The sequence below is a fragment of the Pseudomonas sp. EggHat1 genome, from assembly GCF_014892995.1.
Taxonomy (GTDB): domain Bacteria; phylum Pseudomonadota; class Gammaproteobacteria; order Pseudomonadales; family Pseudomonadaceae; genus Aquipseudomonas; species Aquipseudomonas chaetocerotis.
In genome coordinates this window covers 56,525-71,965 of the sequence record NZ_JACKQK010000003.1, presented here as the reverse complement: position 1 = coordinate 71,965, position 15,441 = coordinate 56,525, and the positions used below count along the sequence as shown (strand labels likewise).

Here is a 15,441-nt window from a genome sequence, read left to right as displayed (position 1 = left end):
AGCCAATTTGGCTCAATCGACGGAGCGATGACATGTACAAGCACAGCCTTGCAGTACTGGCCGTAGCGGCGGCGGTGAGCGGTTGCTCGACCTTCGAGAACCCGGCCGATTACCTGACCTTCCGCAATGAGCCATTGGTCAAGCAGGTCGACCACGGCATGACTCAGGAGCAGGTGCGCACCATCGGTGGGCCACCCTCTTCGGACGTGCGCAACAGCGTCACAGGCGGCACCTGCAACAACTATGTGCTGAATGTCGACGGCCTGGAACAGCCCTATTACGTGGACTTCGACGTCAACGGCCGGGTCGATAGCAAGGGCTTCATGACCTGCGAGCAGCACCAGGGCAACCAGCGCAAGCGGCTCTGAATGCGATCAGCCCCGCTGCACGCAGCGGGGCCATTCATTGGCTAGAAGATCAGTGAGAGCAATCCCACCACCACGATCAGGCCGATGATGAAAATGATACCGACGGTACCGCCCAGAAACTTCAGCATGCTGACTCTCCTTTTTCGAGGTTCACTGGTTGTGACCTCGGCCTGGCAGTCAGCGTTTAGCTTTTTTCTTCACCTACAGCGGCAAGCATCAAGCGCCCGGGCGACGGACGATCTTGATGCTGTATTCCATCTGCGGCTTGCGCGTCACGCTCACCGCTTTACGACTCACGGTATCCAGCGTGATGTTCCAGAAACCGCTGGAGGGCACGCGGATCTTCGCCGGGAACTTGATGAAGGCGCCGCCGTGATAACTGTGCCGACCACGGTTCCTGAACGCGCGGAAGTTGGCATCGTTCATCAGGCGGATGTTGCAGGGCTGCGAACACTGGATGACCACCAGATCGCCCTCTTCCAGATGCTCGCGTTGATGGATGAATTTCATCGTTTTCGGACTCGGTGGTGAAACGGGGGCGCAATAGTGCCGCAAGCGGCCCAACACCGCCAGCGCAGCTGACGACTCGCTTGCAGCCAAAGCTCGCGCTACCTAGGATGCGCGCCCAACACTGCCATTTGCTGCTGCCATGAAAGTTGTGCTCGACCGCATCCCCACGCTGATCGCCCTGCTGCGCCGTTACCCAGGCCTGGTCGCCCTGTTCGGCTTCTGCTCGGGCGTGGCCAGTTTTCTCCTGGTCGACCGCCAGGCGCATCTGGCCAAGGTGCTGGGTGTGGTATTGCTGGTCAGTTGGGTCTGGTTGATCCTGGAGAACCTGCTGCGCGAACGCGTTGCCCGGCGCTTCGGCTTCGAATTGCCGTTGCCGCTACTGCGCTACGGCACACAGATGATCCACCAGGAAAGCCTGTTCTTCGTCCTGCCGTTCTTCTTCATCACCACCACCTGGAACAGCGGGCAGTTACTGTTCAGTGGCCTGCTTGCGATCGCCGCCCTGGCCTCGATCACCGACCCGATCTACTACCGCTGGCTGGCGCCGCGCCGTTGGCTGCTGCTGATCTTTCACAGCCTGGCGCTGTTCGCGGTGATGCTCACTGCGTTGCCGATCATCTTTCACCTCAGCACCCCGCAGAGCTATCGCATCGCCCTGCTGGTCGCCACGGTGCTGGCGCTACCGAGCCTGCCGGGCCTGATCGGTTTCGCTGGCTGGCGACGCATCGTACTGCTGGCTGCCCTGCCTCTGGCGATGGCCAGTGCCGGCTGGATGGCGCGGAGCTGGGTGCCACCGGCAACGCTGTGGCTGACCGAGGTAGCGATCAGCGATCATTTCGACGGCGCGCAACGCACGCCTGGCGAGAGCCTGCAACAGATCAGGCCGGAACAACTGCGCGATGATGGGCTTTACGCCTACACCTCGATCAACGCCCCACGCGGCCTCAACGAGCGCATCTACCACGTCTGGCAGCACAACGGCCAGGAAGTCGACCGCATTGCGCTGGACATCAACGGTGGGCGCAAGGAGGGCTATCGAGCCTGGACGCACAAACTCAACTTCCCGGCCTCGCCCGAAGGCCGCTGGCAGGTGCGGGTCGTCACTGAAGCCGGGCAGATGATCGGCGTGCTGCGCTTCGACGTGGTCGCCCCCACGGCCAAGTGATAGCATGCGCGCCCCATGCAGCTCACCGAACTCAACCAACGCCTCGCCGACCTTGGCGCCAAACCCCAGCATATCGGGCGCATTACCCGTGCCTGGCTGCAGGGCAAGGCGTTGGATACCGGTACCAAGCACCAGAAGACCGAGAACTTTCTGCCACTGACGGTACGTGAAGGACTGCCAGCCATCGCCAGCGAACTCGACGCACTGGCCCGGCTGCGCTCCGAGCACCCTGGCGCCGATGGCTCGGCACGCCTGCTGGTGGAGTTGGCCGACAAACAGATGGTGGAAAGCGTACTGCTGCCGCGCGATGGCCTGTGCATCTCCAGTCAGGTGGGCTGTGCCGTGGCCTGCGTGTTCTGCATGACCGGCAAGAGCGGCCTGCTGCGCCAGCTCAGCAGCGCCGAAATGGTCGCCCAGGTCGCCCTGGGCAGGCGCTTTCGTCCGGTGAAGAAAGTGGTGTTCATGGGCATGGGCGAGCCGGCGCACAATCTCGACAACGTGCTTGAGGCCATCGATCTGCTTGGCACCGAGGGCGGCATCGGACAGCGCAACCTGGTGTTCTCCACCGTTGGTGACCCGCGAGTGTTCGAGCGCCTGCCCAGGCAACGCGTGCGCCCTGCCCTGGCGCTGTCGCTGCATACCACTGACGCCGAACTGCGCCAGCGCCTGCTGCCCAAGGCGCCGCGCATCGATCCCGAAGAGCTGGTGGAACTGGGCGAAGCCTACGCGCGCACCATCGACTACCCGATCCAGTACCAGTGGACCCTGCTCAAGGGCATCAACGACAGCCAGGAAGAAATGGACAACATCCTGCGTCTGTTCAAGGGTAAGTTCGCCGTGCTCAACCTGATCCCCTACAACAGCCTGGAAGCCGACGACTACCAGCGTCCCGACGGCGAGCGCATCGTCGAGATGGTGCGTTATCTGCACAGCCGTGGCGTGCTGACCAAGGTGCGCAACTCGGCCGGCCAGGATGTCGACGGCGGTTGCGGCCAACTGCGCGCCCGCGCAGTGGATGTGGTCAATACCAGTCGCTTGCACAGAAAGCGCGGCTGAGGCTCAAGAACGGCACCTGAGAGCCGATACAAACGCATACAGAGAGACCACACGTCCAGCAGGCAAAACGCCAGCACTGTACTAGGTTTGCAAAGAACCGCATTGCATGGATGCAGCCCCGTCGTTTTGGCGCCCAGGAGCCCATTCATGAAAATCGCCCACAAGGTCGGTATCGCCGCCGCTACCGTGCTGTTCCTTACCACCAGCCTGCTGTCGCTATCCCAGGTCAGCCAGGTCCGCGACACCCTGCGCAGCCAGGTCGAATCGAGCATTGCCGAATCGAGCAATGCATTGGCCAGACAGATCGAGAATTGGCTAAACGCCAAACTGCGTCTGATTGACCTGATGTCGCAAACCATCGACAGCAGCTACAGCCCGCAGGAAAACCAGCGCGTATTCGATGCGCCACTGCTCAAGAACGAGTTCATTCTGGTCTTCGGTGCGCTGGAAGCGGACGGCAAGCCAATCAAGAACAGCGACGACTGGAAACCCAGCGCCGACTGGGACGGCCGTAAACGCCCCTGGTATGCGACCGGCAAGGCTGGCAACCAGGCAGTGCTGACCGAACCCTACGTCGACTCCACCACCAATGAAATCCTCATTTCCGCCGTGGCCCGGATCAGCGACGCCGGCCGGTTCCTCGGCGTGTTCGGTGGCGATATCCGCCTGCAATCGGTCGCCGATGCAGTCAACACCCTGGACTTCAATGGCGCCGGCTACGCCTTCTTGCTCAGTCGTTCGGGCAATATCATTTCCCACCCCAATGCCGAGTACAACGGCAAGTCCTACAGCGACCTGTTCGACGGCCAGAGTCCGGCGCTGGGCAAGGAACTGCGCGAAGTCGAAGCCGGTGGCAAGAACCTGCTGGTCTCCTTCACCCCGCTACCCAACCTGCGCGGCATGGATTGGTACATCGGCGTGGTGCTGGACGAGAGCGTGGTGATGGCCGAAGCCAACCGCCTGACCTGGCTGGCCGTGATTGGCACCGTGGTCGGCGTGGCCATCAGCCTGGTGGTGCTGGGCCTGCTGATGAACAGCCTGCTCAAGCCGCTGAGCCTGCTCAGCACCTCGTTGCGTGAGATCAACAGCGGCGAAGGTGACCTGACGCGCCGCCTGGCGATCACCAGCAACGACGAGATTGGCGAGCTGTCGCAGGAGTTCAACCGCTTCCTGCAGACCCTGCAGACCTTGATTGGCGACGTCATGGGCAGCTCGCACCAGGTCCGCGAAAGTACGGCCCTGACTTCAAACGAGTCGGAGCAGGCCGCCCGCCGCCTGCAGGAACAGCTGCAGGAACTGGATCAGCTGGCCACCGCCATGCAGGAAATGGCCTCCACTGCCGAAGAGGTGGCGCGTAACGCTCAGGCTGCAGCCCAGGCTGCCGTTGCCGCCAACGAAGAAACCGAGAATGGCGTGCGCGTGGTCTCGCAATCGAGTTCGGCGATTCGCCATCTGGCCAACGAGATGGACGAAACCAGCCACGCGATCAACGAACTGGCCAAGCTCAGCCACAACATCGAGTCGATCCTGCAGGTAATCACCAGCATCGCCGAACAGACCAATCTGCTGGCACTGAACGCCGCCATCGAAGCAGCACGCGCCGGCGAGTCAGGCCGTGGCTTTGCCGTGGTGGCCGACGAGGTGCGCTCGCTGGCCTCGCGTACCCAGCAAGCTACCCAGGAAATCCGCCAGATGATCGATCAGCTGCAAGGCGGTGTACGCCAGGCCGAAAGCCGCATGCAACAGAGCCGCGACACGGCCAGCAAAACCGCTGAGGACGCTGGCGCGGCCAACGATATGCTCGGCCGTATCCGTGAGGCGATCACCCGCATCAACGACATGAACCTGCAGATCGCCACGGCGGCCGAAGAACAGAGCGCCACCACCGAGGAGATCAACCGCAACACCACCAACATTCGTGATATCAGCCACGAACTGGCCGGCGGCGCCGAGCAGCAGGTGCGCCAGTGCGCCTCGATGGTGGAGCAGGTCGGGCAGCAGGATCGCCTGCTTGGTCGTTTCAAGGTCTGAACCATGAGCGATTGAATGACGCACAGGAAAAGCCCCGGCATGCCGGGGCTTTTTCATCGAGTAGACGCTCAGACGCCGCTCTTCACCTTGCTCCAGATACGCGTGCGCACCCGGTCAATCTTCAGCGGCATGGCCTCCAGGGTGTACAGCTTGTCCATCACCGACTCCGGCGGATACACGGTTGGATCAGCCTTCAGCGCCGGGTCGACCAGAGCGTCGGCCTTGGTATTACCGTTGGCGTACTTCACGTGATTGCTGATGGCAGCCATCACCTCGGGCTGCAGCAGGTCGTTCATGAAGGCGTAAGCACCCTCCTCGTTGCCGGCATCGACCGGCATGGCCACCATGTCGAACCAGATCGGCGCGCCTTCCTTGGGAATCTCGTACTGGATCTTCACGCCGTTGCCCGCTTCCGTAGCCCGAGCACCGGCCTGCATGATGTCGCCGGAGAAGCCCACGGCCATGCAGATCTCGCCGTTGGCCAGATCGCCGACGTACTTGGAGGAATGGAAATAACGCACGTTCTTGCGCATCTCCATCAGCAACGCCTCGGCGCGCTTGTAGTCCTCGGGGTTCTTGCTGTGGTGTGGCAGGCCCAGGTGATGCAGGGCGATTGGCAGCATTTCCGGGCCGTTGTCGAGGATCGCGACGCCACACTCGTTGAGTTTGGCCAGCTTGGCTGGGTCGAACAGTACGTCCCAGCTGTCCATCTTCGCGTCATCGCCCAGCACTGCGCGCACCTTGTCGACGTTGTAGCCGATACCGGTGCTGCCCCACAGATAGGGGAAGCCGTGCTCGTTGCCCGGATCGTTCACCTCCAGCGTCTTCATCAGCACCGGGTTGAGGTTATTCCAGTTCGGCAGCTTGCTACGGTCGAGCTTCTTCAACGCACCGCCCTGAATCTGCCGGGCCATGAAGTGGTTGGAGGGGAAGACCACGTCGTAGCCTGAGCGACCGGCCATCAGCTTGGCGTCCAGGGTCTCGTTGCTGTCGTAGACATCGTAATGGGTGCCCAGGCCGCTGCTCTTTTCGAACTGCTTGAGGGTGTCCGGGGCGATGTAGTCGGTCCAGTTGTAGATGCGCACGCTATCAGCGGCATGAGCGGTGCCAGCCAGGATCAGGCACGGCAGGAGTTTCTTCAGCATGGGATACCTCGTGAGTTGTTGTTCTAGGCAGTACTGAAAAGGTGCTGACTCAGAAGATCAGCACATAGGTCTTGCGCACCGTTTCTTGTATGTCCCAGATGCCGAGGGTATTGGCCGGCATCATCAGCGCGTCGCCGGCGCGAATCTCGATGGGCTCGCCGCCGTCAGGGGTGAAGGTGCAACGCCCCGCCACGAAGTGGCAGAACTCCTGCTGGACGATCTGCCGGCGCCAGCGCCCCGGCGTGCATTCCCAGATACCGGTCTCTACGCCGTCACTGCGCTCGACGCTGGTGGTCGAGGTAACTGCCACCGGCTTGCTCAGGGGCACGGCGACCGGGTTGGACGTGTCCAGGGCGACATTGGGGGTGTCACGAAAATGGGTGATGTTCATGTGAACTCCAGATCAAAGGACGGCTGGCACTCGCTCAGCCCATCAGGCTTTCCATGCGCGCCGCGACCGCTTGCGCCAGGCGTCGACGCCAGGCCGGGCTGCGCGGGTTGGCGAGCACCTCGTCCTCATGGACGAAACTGCGGATGATGGCGTTGTAACCAAGCCAGCGGCAGGGTTCGGGCTCCCAGCGCCGCAGGCTGGAAATCGGACTGTCAGTCGATACCCAGGGCTGGCGCAGCAGTTCGCTGTCGCGGCCAAGAATCAGGTCAGCCAGGGTGCGCCCACCGAGGTTGGTGGCACCGACACCCTCACCGCCATAACCGCCAGACAGCGCGATGCGGTTGCGGGTGTCGCGCAGCATGTGTGGCTGGAAACGCCGCGCCATGCCCAGATTGCCGCCCCAGGAATGGGTGAAACGCACGTTGCGCAACTGCGGGAAGATCTCTCCCATCAGGTAGCGGCGCAGGCCCAACTCGTCCTCGGTGAGATTGAAGTCACTGCGTAGGCGTCCGCCAAAGCGATAACCACCGCGCGCACCGAAGATCAGGCGATCATCGAGGCTGCGCTGGCCATAGGTGACCTGACGGCTGAATTCGCTGAACGCCTGTCCTCGCTCCAGGCCGATTCCGGCCCAAATGTCCGCTGGCAGCGGTTCGGTGGCGACGATCAGGCTCTGCACCGGCAACTGGTGATTGCCCAGCGGCGGCAAGCTGGCAGCGTAACCTTCGATTGCCGGCACCACCCAATCAGCTGTGACGCGTCCCTGAGCGGTGCGCACCAGGCCGGGCTGCCAGTCGATCACCGGGCTGCGCTCGTAGAGTTCGACCCCCAGGCCCTCGACGCAACGCGCCAGCCCCCGCACCAGCTTGGCTGGCTGGATCGTCGCGCAATGCGGGCTGTACAGCGCGCCGTAGGCATTGGCCAGGCGCAACTGTGCGGCCAGTTCGCTTGGCGCCATCCAGCGGTAATCGTCTTCGCTCAGGCCCAGCGCACGCAGTTCGTCGAGATACTCACGCAGGCGTACTTCCTGCTCGGGATAGCGCGCAGCGCAATACAGCACGCCGCCCTTGCGCAGGTCGCAGTCGATACCTTCCCGGGCAACCACCGAGGCCACTTCATCAGGAATACCGTGCAGCAGATCGAAGGACGCCTTGCGCTCCGCCGCTGGCAGACCGGCCAGCAGGCGATCTTCGCCGAGCAGGTTGCCCATCAGCCAGCCGCCGTTGCGCCCGGAGGCGCCAAAGCCGGCGGTCTCGGCCTCCAGAATCACCACGCGCAGTTGCGGTGCCTGGCGCTTGAGGTAATAGGCCGTCCACAGGCCGGTGTAACCCGCTCCGATGATCGCCACGTCGGCGTGCAGTTCGCTTTGCAGGCTGGGCCGCGCCTGCAGTGGATCATCGAGCTGATCCATCCACAGACTGATGTTGCGCCAGGGATTCATCCACGCCTCCGTCATCAATCGATGACACAAGGCTAGTAGTGACAGTCAGTCGCTGTCTTGCGTGCGTGCCCGCGAGGAAATCTGCTTGAGATAGGCAGTGGGCGACAGCCCGGTGTGGCGCTTGAAGCAGCTGTAGAAGGCCGACAAGGAGTTGAAGCCGGCGGCAAAGGCCAGCTCGTCGATACGCTTGAGGTCGCTACCCGCCTGCAAGCCATCGAGCAGGTACTGCAGGCGCGCGCGGTTGACGTAGCGGTAGAAGCTCTCGCCCAGCACCTGATTGAGCAGGTGGGAAATCTGGTTGCGGCTGTAACCCGTCGCCGCCGCCACCTGCTGCAGATCCAGTTCGGGGTCGAGAAAGGGCTGGCTGCGCTGGAAATAGTCCTGCAGATCCTGCGCCAGTTGACCGAGCTGGCGGGTCGACAGCCCCAGGCGGCTGATGGCCGGGCGCGAACTGGCCGCTTCGCCAGTGCCACGTGCTTCACGTACCAGGGTGGCGTATTCGTTGATCCGCCAGATCAGCCCGTCGCGCACGGTGATGGCTTCACCGGTGCGAAACGACACCAGCCCTTCCCCACCCTGCAGGCTGGTGCAGTACTGGATGAAGGCGGTATGACCGTCGATGCGGATGCGGTCGACGTGCTCCAGCAGCTCGCCAGGGCGGCGCGGCAGGTTGTTCTCGACGTACTCGCGCAGATCGCCCAGGCGCATGCAGCGCTGCTGGTAGAAATCGTTGTACTCGATCTCGGGGTGATACAGCGCCATCACCGCGTCGAGGTCGCGGTGCTTCCAGCTAAGGTGGTAGCGCAGGATGGTTTCGCGAGTACGCTCGGTCTGCGCAGCGTCGTCGGGGAAGGGATCGTCAGACATGGTCAGGGTCGGTGGTCAGCGACCAGGCAGATTGCCTGATTCGCCGGAACCGGCCTAGCCCCTTCGTGGCGACTTCGCGGCTGCAGACTATGCTTGCAGGACTGACGTAGAGGCCAACCATGAGCAATCAGGACAAAGACCCCGAGCAGAGCCCGCTGACACTGCGCGAGATGTTGCAGAGCGTGCTGGCGGCAGCGCTCGGTGTGCAGAGCGGGAAGAACCGCAGCCGCGACTTCAGTCGCGGCAAGCCCAGCCACTTCATTCTGCTCGGCGTGCTGTTCACCGCGCTGTTCGTGATCGTGCTGCTGGTCACGGTGAAGTTGATTCTGCATCTGGCTACCCGTTGATCAGTCCAGCAGGCGTGCTATCGAGCAGTCGTAGCGCTGCTGTTGGGGCTTAGTCAGCGCGCTGAACCGGCTAAAGTCCATATCGATGTCCGGCTGACCGAGGCGTGCCAGCAGTTTTTGCGATTGCGCCCTGTCGAGCAGGCGCAGCAGCGATGCAACCTGATCCTGGCCGCCGCGCTCGATGAAATCCAGATCACGGGCATGGTCACTGAGCATCACCAAGGCACAAGCACCCAGAATGAAGTGGCCGCTCGCCAGAACATCGATTCGTCCATCGATGTGCGCCTGCAGCACCCGAGCCGAGTTGTTCAGGGCGGCATAACGCAGCTCTCTACCCTGCTCGCCAGCAGCACGCATCACGCCAAATGCCATTGCATCGTTCGCCGACCAGACCAGGCTCACATCCGGATAGCGCGGCAACAGGCTCATCGCCTGCTCATAGGCGCGCTGCTCCTGCCACTCGCCATGCACTGCCTGCACCAGACGCACATGCGGCGCCTCGTTCAGCGCACGTTGCAAACCGGCCAGACGCAAGATCGATGACGGCGTTTGCTTGACCCCGGAAAATGCCAGCAGCTCGGCCGGCTGTCCCTTGACGAGCGCGATGAGCTCGCGCCCCATCAGGTAACCCGCCTCTTCATCATTGGGAACCAGGCTACCCAGCCAGTTGCGATGACGCTCGCGACTGCCACCGATCAACCCCTGCTGCTCGTCGGTGAGCGTGCTGTGCAAGGCGAAAAGACCAACCTGGCTGCCCTCGAACAGGCGCAGAAGCAAAGGCCCCAGGAACTGCTCGTTGGTGAAGACCAGATAGTCCGGATGCTCACCGTCCAGAACCTGCCGGGCGTTGCTTAGCATGCGCGCTGGATCACGCTCGCCGTAGAGGACTTTCAGCTCGAGGCCGAGATCGCCTGCGGCGTCCTGCATGTAGCGGGTGTAATCGGCCCAGAATGGCTCGTCGGAATGACCAGGGTTGAGGAAGATCACTGACGGCGCACGGGGTTGTGCTGACGCCAATGCGCAGCACAGTAATAACCACAGGCCCAACACCCACCGGATCACGGCTCCCCTCCCCAATTAACCGGGGCGCAGTATAGGGCGCAAATGATAAAAGGCCGACCGCTAATGCGTGTCGGCCTTTGCCCTCACTGTCCGCTGACCCAGAAGACTGCCGTGCCTACCGCAATCAGGATCAGGCAAAAGATCGCCCAAGCATCGATAACGCTGTCGGAATTTTCCACTTCGGTGTGTTCGGTCATGGTTCCCCCTCTTCTTGTGCTTTTGGGTGATGCACACTGCATTTAAGACCAGGCTTGGCCATCGCTCAAACCATATGGTTATGCTCTAGGGCAGTCTTATTCCTTAAACCTAGGTTTATATATTCAAACATCACTTTTACGCATAAACCTGAGCTGGTATCGTGCCCCGGCTCCTCGGGAGTGCGCGGCCGTGCGCGCTGATTGGCAGTAAGTAGCCTGAAAACAGGACCCTTCATGTACGTTTATGACCAGTACGATCAACAGATCGTCGAGGATCGCGTCAAGCAGTTCCGCGATCAAACCCGCCGCTACCTCGCCGGAGAGCTGAGCGGCGAGGAATTCCGTCCGCTGCGCCTGCAGAACGGTCTGTATATCCAGCGTTACGCGCCCATGCTGCGCGTCGCCGTGCCCTACGGCCTGCTGTCGTCCGCCCAGGTTCGCGTACTCGCGCGCATCGCCCGCGACTACGACAAGGGTTATGCCCATATCAGCACCCGGCAGAACGTCCAGTACAACTGGCCGGAGCTCGAAGACGTGCCGGAGATTCTTGCCGAGCTGGCCACCGTGCAGATGCACGCCATCCAGACCAGCGGCAACTGCATCCGCAACACCACCACCGACCAGTTTGCCGGCGTGGCCAAGGACGAGATCGTCGATCCGCGCCCCTGGTGCGAAATCATCCGTCAGTGGTCGACCTTCCACCCCGAGTTCTCGCACCTGCCGCGCAAATTCAAGATCGCCGTCAACGGTGCCGTGAGCGACCGTGCCGCCATCGAAGTGCATGACATCGGCCTGGAAGCGGTGAAGAACGAAGCCGGCGAGCTGGGCTTCCGCGTTTCCGTCGGCGGCGGCCTGGGTCGTACCCCGATCGTCGGCAGCTTCATCAACGAATTTCTGCCCTGGCAGCACCTGATCAGCTATCTCGACGCCATCCTGCGCGTGTACAACCGCTATGGCCGTCGCGATAACAAGTACAAGGCGCGCATCAAGATTCTGGTCAAGGCACTGACTCCCGAGGTGTTCGCCCAGCGTGTGGACGCCGAGTGGGCGCACCTCAAGGATGGCCCGAGCACCCTGACCGAAGCCGAAGTCGCCCGCGTTGCCGCGCACTTCGTCGATCCGGCCTATCTGCCCCTGCAGGAGGAAGACGCCCTGCTCGCCCAGCAGAATGCCGAACATCCCGGCTTCGCCCGCTGGCGCGAGCGCAACACCTTCGCCCACAAGAAGCCTGGCTACGTTGCCGTGACCCTGTCGCTCAAGCCCACCGGCGTAGCGCCGGGCGACGTCACCGACAAGCAGCTGGACGCCATCGCCGACCTGGCCGATCGTTATTCCTTCGGTGAAGTGCGCAACAGCCACAACCAGAACATCATCCTCGCCGACGTCGAGCAGCGTCAGCTGCTGGCCCTGTGGGGCGAGCTGCGCGAGCAAGGCTTCGCCACGCCGAACGTAGGCCTGCTGACCGACATCATCTGCTGCCCGGGCGGCGACTTCTGCTCGCTGGCCAACGCCAAGTCAATCCCGATCGCCGAAGCCATTCAGCGTCGTTTTGACGATCTCGACTACCTGTTCGACATCGGCAATATCGATCTGAACATCTCCGGCTGCATGAACGCCTGCGGTCACCACCACGTCGGCCATATCGGCATTCTCGGCGTCGACAAGAAAGGCCAGGAGTTCTATCAGGTATCGCTCGGCGGCAGCGCCGGCCGTGACGCCAGCCTGGCGCAGATCCTCGGCCCATCCTTCGCCGAAGCGGACATGGCCGACGTGATCGACAAGATCATCAAGGTCTACGTCGAGCAACGCACCGAAGAAGAAAGCTTCCTCGATACCTACCGTCGCGTCGGTATCGATCCGTTCAAGGAGCGCGTCTATGCAGCGAATCATTAAGAACGGTCAGGTGGTCGACGAGACCTGGCACCTGCTGGCCAAGGACGTGACCCTGGACGTCATCCCCAACTGCGACGACATCATCGTCCCGCTGGCCCTGTGGCGCGAGCATGCGCACGCCCTCAAGGTCCGTGACGGCGGCCTCGGCGTATGGCTGGAAGCCGGTGACGAGATCGAGGAGATCGCCGATGACCTGGCGCATTTCCAGGTCATCGCCCTGGAGTTCCCGGCCTTCACCGACGGCCGTCACTCCTCTACCGCCTACCTGCTACGCACCCGCTACGGCTACAAGGGCGAAGTACGCGCCATTGGCGACGTGCTGCGCGACCAGCTGTTCGCCCTCAAGCGTGTCGGTTTCGATGCCTTCGCCGTGCGTGCGGACAAAGACCCGTACGACGCGCTGAAAGCCTTCGAGGACTACAGCGAGGTTTACCAGGCTTCGGCCGATCAGCCGCAACCGCTGTTCCGTCGCCGCGCCTGATCACGGCGGCTGAAACCCCCAAAACGCCCCGACTGGTTCGGGGCGTTTTGCTTTGTGTACTCCGCTCGCAGAATTCAGGTCGAACCGTAGTGCGTTGCTGAAGTCGGACTCTATAAGCCCATCGCATAGGGAGAGAGCGCCATGAAGCACGACTGGGACCTGATCGAACGCCTGCTGCACGAGGCACAGAACTCCGCTGGCAAGCCCTTCGCCCCGCGTCGCTACGCCGAAGACCTGGCCGATGAGCATGAGAGTGCCGGCGACCCCGTGGACAATCTCGATCATCTGCGCGCCGAGGCCACTCGCTACGAAGCGCGCCTGCTGAAGAATGGCTTCATCGAGCCGCGCCCGGAAGACGAAGGTGGCAACGGTGAAAACTTCGTGCTCACCGCTCGCGGCGCGCAGCTGCTGGGCATGCTCGACAGCAGCATCCCTGGCAGTGAGCGACCACGTGCAGTGCTCGACGAAGTGGGTGAAGCAGCATTGACGCCCGAAGTGTTCGACCGCCTGGCGCCCAGGGCCAATCTCGGCGAAACCAGCTGAGTAGGTAGCGCATAAACAAAAACGCCGCGCCCTTACAAGGGGCGCGGCGTTTTGCTGATCCTGAAGCAAGGCACAAGGCCTGGCGGATCAATCCTCGCGGTAGCGACGCAGCTTCAGTGCCTTGCCGGCCACACGGGTGTCTTTCAGCTTGCCCAGCAGACGGTCCAGGCCGTCTTCCGGCAGTTCGACCAGGCTGAAGGTTTCGCGGATCTGGATACGACCGATCGCTTCGCGAGCCAGACCACCCTCGTTGAGGATAGCGCCAAGCAGATTCTTCGCGGCGATACCGTCGCGCGTCCCCAGTGCAGTGCGGCAGCGCACGCGACCTTCGGTCAGCGGTACCGGCGCACGGCGCTCGCGATATTCGCTGCGCTCACCACCACGATCAGCACCACGGTCGCCGTCGCGCTCACGACGCTCACGCGGAGCACCGCCAGCGCCCGGCACCAGCGGCTGCTCGCGCTCGACAGTGGCCAGATCCAGGGCCTGGCCGTTGGTGGCCTTTTTCAGCAGCGCAGCGGCCAGGGCGCGCGGGCTGCAGCCGATATCGGCGGTCAGGCGGTCGAGCAGATCGCCATGACTGGCTTCGGCATCGGCCACCAGCGGCGCCAGACTGTTGGTCAGTTTCTTGATGCGGGCATCGAGAACCTGCTGGCCGTTCGGCAGTTTGACCTCACCGACCTTCTGCCCGGTGACGCGCTCGATCACCTGCAGCATGCGACGCTCACGCGGTGTCACCAGCAGCAGCGCACGGCCATCACGACCGGCGCGACCGGTACGACCGATACGGTGTACGTAGGACTCGGGATCGTACGGCATGTCGACGTTGAAAACGTGGGTGATGCGCGGTACGTCGATACCACGAGCAGCCACGTCGGTCGCCACGACGATGTCCAGGCGGCCATCCTTGAGCGATTCGATCACGCGCTCACGCTGGTTCTGGGCGATATCACCGTTCAGCGCCGCGGCCTTGTAGCCTTTGGCTTCCAGGGCACTGGCCAGATCCAGGGTGGCTTGTTTGGTACGCACGAAGGCGATCAGCGCGTCGAAATCCTCGACTTCCAGCAGACGCAACACGGCGTTGGTCTTCTGGTCGGCGTGGATCATCAGATGCGCCTGCTCGATGCGCGAGACGGTCTGAGTCTTGGCAGCGATCTTGATGTGTTGCGGCTCACGCAGGTGCTTCTCGGCAATGGCGCGAATCGAGTGCGGCAGCGTGGCGGAGAACAGCACACTCTGGCGGCTTTCCGGCATGGCTTCGAAGATCACTTCGAGGTCATCCATGAAGCCCAGCTTGAGCATTTCGTCTGCTTCGTCGAGTACCAGGTACTGGATGGTCGACAGCACTTTCTCGTCGCGACGCAGGTGGTCGACCAGGCGACCAGGCGTGGCGACGATGACCTGAGCGCCCTGGCGAATGGCCTTGAGCTGCGGACCCATCGGCGCGCCGCCGTAGACGGCGACCACATTGAGGCCAGGCATCTGCTTGGAATAGGTTTCAAACGCGGTGGCGACCTGCAGGGCCAGCTCGCGGGTTGGCGCCAGAATCAGCGCCTGTGGCTCACGCTTGGCCGGGTCGATTTTCGACAGGATCGGCAACGCGAACGCTGCGGTCTTGCCGGTGCCGGTCTGGGCCTGGCCGATCATGTCCTGGCCGGCGAGGATCACCGGAATGGCCTGCGACTGGATCGGAGACGGCTCTTCGTAACCAACGGCGGTCAGAGCGGCGAGAATATTGGAGTGAAGTCCGAGCGCGGCGAAGCCGCCGATTTCCTGGGTCATGGGTCTGCCTCAAGTGCATCCGCAAAGACCCATGTTCCAAAGCTGCGCATGCCGTGTAAGACCTTGTGGGTCACCCTGGCAGCCTGGTCGGCGGGGATTTGCGAAAACGTGATGAAAGTGAATCGTCAAGGATAGTCCGCTGGGGACTGGCTGCCGGGTGTT

Annotated in this window: 15 protein-coding genes and 1 pseudogene; 9 read left to right on the top strand and 7 right to left on the bottom strand. The window is 62.5% G+C overall.

Going from position 1 to position 15,441, the window contains the following annotated elements:
* The first annotated feature begins 32 nt into the window (after positions 1-32).
* Positions 33-368, top strand: coding sequence for an osmotically-inducible lipoprotein OsmE (gene osmE, locus INS93_RS06720; protein ID WP_192980783.1), 336 nt, complete (start codon positions 33-35; stop codon positions 366-368).
* 216 nt (positions 369-584) lie between these two features.
* Here osmE and INS93_RS06715 read toward each other — a convergent pair whose 3' ends face one another.
* On the bottom strand, positions 585-878 hold the full coding sequence (locus INS93_RS06715; RefSeq protein ID WP_074678475.1) for a DUF1883 domain-containing protein: 294 nt from the start codon (positions 876-878) through the stop codon (positions 585-587).
* Positions 879-1,017: 139 nt separating this feature from the next.
* On the opposite strand from INS93_RS06715, the gene INS93_RS06710 reads away from it, so the two are divergent.
* The 4 genes and pseudogenes from INS93_RS06710 (at position 1,018) to INS93_RS25020 (ending at position 5,130) form a co-directional block, all read left to right on the top strand.
* Positions 1,018-2,043 (top strand): DUF5924 family protein, encoded by a 1,026-nt coding sequence (locus INS93_RS06710; protein WP_192980782.1) that lies wholly within the window; start codon positions 1,018-1,020, stop codon positions 2,041-2,043.
* Between the two features lie 15 nt (positions 2,044-2,058).
* Complete coding sequence (locus INS93_RS06705) at positions 2,059-3,099, top strand: RNA methyltransferase (protein ID WP_192980781.1); 1,041 nt, start codon at positions 2,059-2,061, stop codon at positions 3,097-3,099.
* A gap of 147 nt (positions 3,100-3,246) precedes the next feature.
* Positions 3,247-4,272 (top strand): annotated as a pseudogene (locus INS93_RS25025) (cache domain-containing protein); the annotation flags it as partial.
* A 30-nt stretch (positions 4,273-4,302) separates the two neighbouring features.
* On the top strand, positions 4,303-5,130 hold the full coding sequence (locus tag INS93_RS25020; RefSeq protein WP_397428113.1) for a methyl-accepting chemotaxis protein: 828 nt from the start codon (positions 4,303-4,305) through the stop codon (positions 5,128-5,130).
* A gap of 68 nt (positions 5,131-5,198) precedes the next feature.
* Here INS93_RS25020 and INS93_RS06695 read toward each other — a convergent pair whose 3' ends face one another.
* From INS93_RS06695 to INS93_RS06680, 4 genes are read right to left on the bottom strand one after another with little or no spacing between them, the layout of a single operon-like run.
* Complete coding sequence (locus tag INS93_RS06695) at positions 5,199-6,275, bottom strand: polyamine ABC transporter substrate-binding protein (RefSeq protein WP_192980779.1); 1,077 nt, start codon at positions 6,273-6,275, stop codon at positions 5,199-5,201.
* A 49-nt stretch (positions 6,276-6,324) separates the two neighbouring features.
* Entirely contained in the window at positions 6,325-6,666 is a 342-nt protein-coding gene (locus tag INS93_RS06690; RefSeq protein WP_192980778.1) for a cupin domain-containing protein, read from the bottom strand.
* Between the two features lie 34 nt (positions 6,667-6,700).
* A complete protein-coding gene (locus INS93_RS06685; protein ID WP_192980777.1) occupies positions 6,701-8,107 on the bottom strand; it encodes an NAD(P)/FAD-dependent oxidoreductase in 1,407 nt (468 codons plus the stop codon).
* A 45-nt stretch (positions 8,108-8,152) separates the two neighbouring features.
* Complete coding sequence (locus INS93_RS06680) at positions 8,153-8,974, bottom strand: helix-turn-helix domain-containing protein (RefSeq protein ID WP_192980776.1); 822 nt, start codon at positions 8,972-8,974, stop codon at positions 8,153-8,155.
* A gap of 119 nt (positions 8,975-9,093) precedes the next feature.
* Here INS93_RS06680 and INS93_RS06675 point away from each other — a divergent pair, with 119 nt between their 5' ends.
* The gene (locus INS93_RS06675) at positions 9,094-9,321 is read left to right on the top strand and encodes a DUF2970 domain-containing protein (protein WP_192980775.1); all 228 of its coding nucleotides are present in this window, start codon (positions 9,094-9,096) and stop codon (positions 9,319-9,321) included.
* On the opposite strand, the gene INS93_RS06670 is transcribed toward INS93_RS06675, so the two are convergent.
* Complete coding sequence (locus INS93_RS06670) at positions 9,322-10,350, bottom strand: ABC transporter substrate-binding protein (RefSeq protein ID WP_192980994.1); 1,029 nt, start codon at positions 10,348-10,350, stop codon at positions 9,322-9,324.
* Between the two features lie 464 nt (positions 10,351-10,814).
* Between INS93_RS06670 and INS93_RS06665 the strand changes: the two genes are divergently transcribed.
* The 3 genes from INS93_RS06665 to INS93_RS06655 all read left to right on the top strand — a co-directional run bounded on the left by INS93_RS06665 (position 10,815) and on the right by INS93_RS06655 (position 13,497).
* The gene (locus INS93_RS06665; protein ID WP_192980774.1) at positions 10,815-12,473 is read left to right on the top strand and encodes a nitrite/sulfite reductase; all 1,659 of its coding nucleotides are present in this window, start codon (positions 10,815-10,817) and stop codon (positions 12,471-12,473) included.
* Positions 12,457-12,954, top strand: a complete 498-nt coding sequence (locus INS93_RS06660) for a DUF934 domain-containing protein (protein ID WP_192980773.1) — start codon at positions 12,457-12,459, stop codon at positions 12,952-12,954. The genes INS93_RS06665 and INS93_RS06660 overlap by 17 nt, the downstream gene beginning before the upstream one ends.
* Positions 12,955-13,095: 141 nt before the next feature.
* Positions 13,096-13,497 carry a transcriptional regulator gene (locus tag INS93_RS06655; RefSeq protein ID WP_192980772.1) on the top strand — a complete coding sequence of 134 codons (402 nt, stop codon included), beginning with the start codon at positions 13,096-13,098 and terminating at the stop codon, positions 13,495-13,497.
* A gap of 87 nt (positions 13,498-13,584) precedes the next feature.
* On the opposite strand, the gene INS93_RS06650 is transcribed toward INS93_RS06655, so the two are convergent.
* A complete protein-coding gene (locus INS93_RS06650; protein WP_192980771.1) occupies positions 13,585-15,279 on the bottom strand; it encodes a DEAD/DEAH box helicase in 1,695 nt (564 codons plus the stop codon).
* Positions 15,280-15,441: the final 162 nt, after the last annotated feature.

Coding starts and splice junctions, on each gene's coding strand:
- osmE (WP_192980783.1), top strand. CDS start 33: ATGTACAAGCACAGCCTTGCAGTACTGGCCGTAGCGGCGGCGGTGAGC.
- INS93_RS06715 (WP_074678475.1), bottom strand. CDS start 878: ATGAAATTCATCCATCAACGCGAGCATCTGGAAGAGGGCGATCTGGTG.
- INS93_RS06710 (WP_192980782.1), top strand. CDS start 1,018: ATGAAAGTTGTGCTCGACCGCATCCCCACGCTGATCGCCCTGCTGCGC.
- INS93_RS06705 (WP_192980781.1), top strand. CDS start 2,059: ATGCAGCTCACCGAACTCAACCAACGCCTCGCCGACCTTGGCGCCAAA.
- INS93_RS25020 (WP_397428113.1), top strand. CDS start 4,303: ATGGGCAGCTCGCACCAGGTCCGCGAAAGTACGGCCCTGACTTCAAAC.
- INS93_RS06695 (WP_192980779.1), bottom strand. CDS start 6,275: ATGCTGAAGAAACTCCTGCCGTGCCTGATCCTGGCTGGCACCGCTCAT.
- INS93_RS06690 (WP_192980778.1), bottom strand. CDS start 6,666: ATGAACATCACCCATTTTCGTGACACCCCCAATGTCGCCCTGGACACG.
- INS93_RS06685 (WP_192980777.1), bottom strand. CDS start 8,107: ATGAATCCCTGGCGCAACATCAGTCTGTGGATGGATCAGCTCGATGAT.
- INS93_RS06680 (WP_192980776.1), bottom strand. CDS start 8,974: ATGTCTGACGATCCCTTCCCCGACGACGCTGCGCAGACCGAGCGTACT.
- INS93_RS06675 (WP_192980775.1), top strand. CDS start 9,094: ATGAGCAATCAGGACAAAGACCCCGAGCAGAGCCCGCTGACACTGCGC.
- INS93_RS06665 (WP_192980774.1), top strand. CDS start 10,815: ATGTACGTTTATGACCAGTACGATCAACAGATCGTCGAGGATCGCGTC.
- INS93_RS06660 (WP_192980773.1), top strand. CDS start 12,457: ATGCAGCGAATCATTAAGAACGGTCAGGTGGTCGACGAGACCTGGCAC.
- INS93_RS06655 (WP_192980772.1), top strand. CDS start 13,096: ATGAAGCACGACTGGGACCTGATCGAACGCCTGCTGCACGAGGCACAG.
- INS93_RS06650 (WP_192980771.1), bottom strand. CDS start 15,279: ATGACCCAGGAAATCGGCGGCTTCGCCGCGCTCGGACTTCACTCCAAT.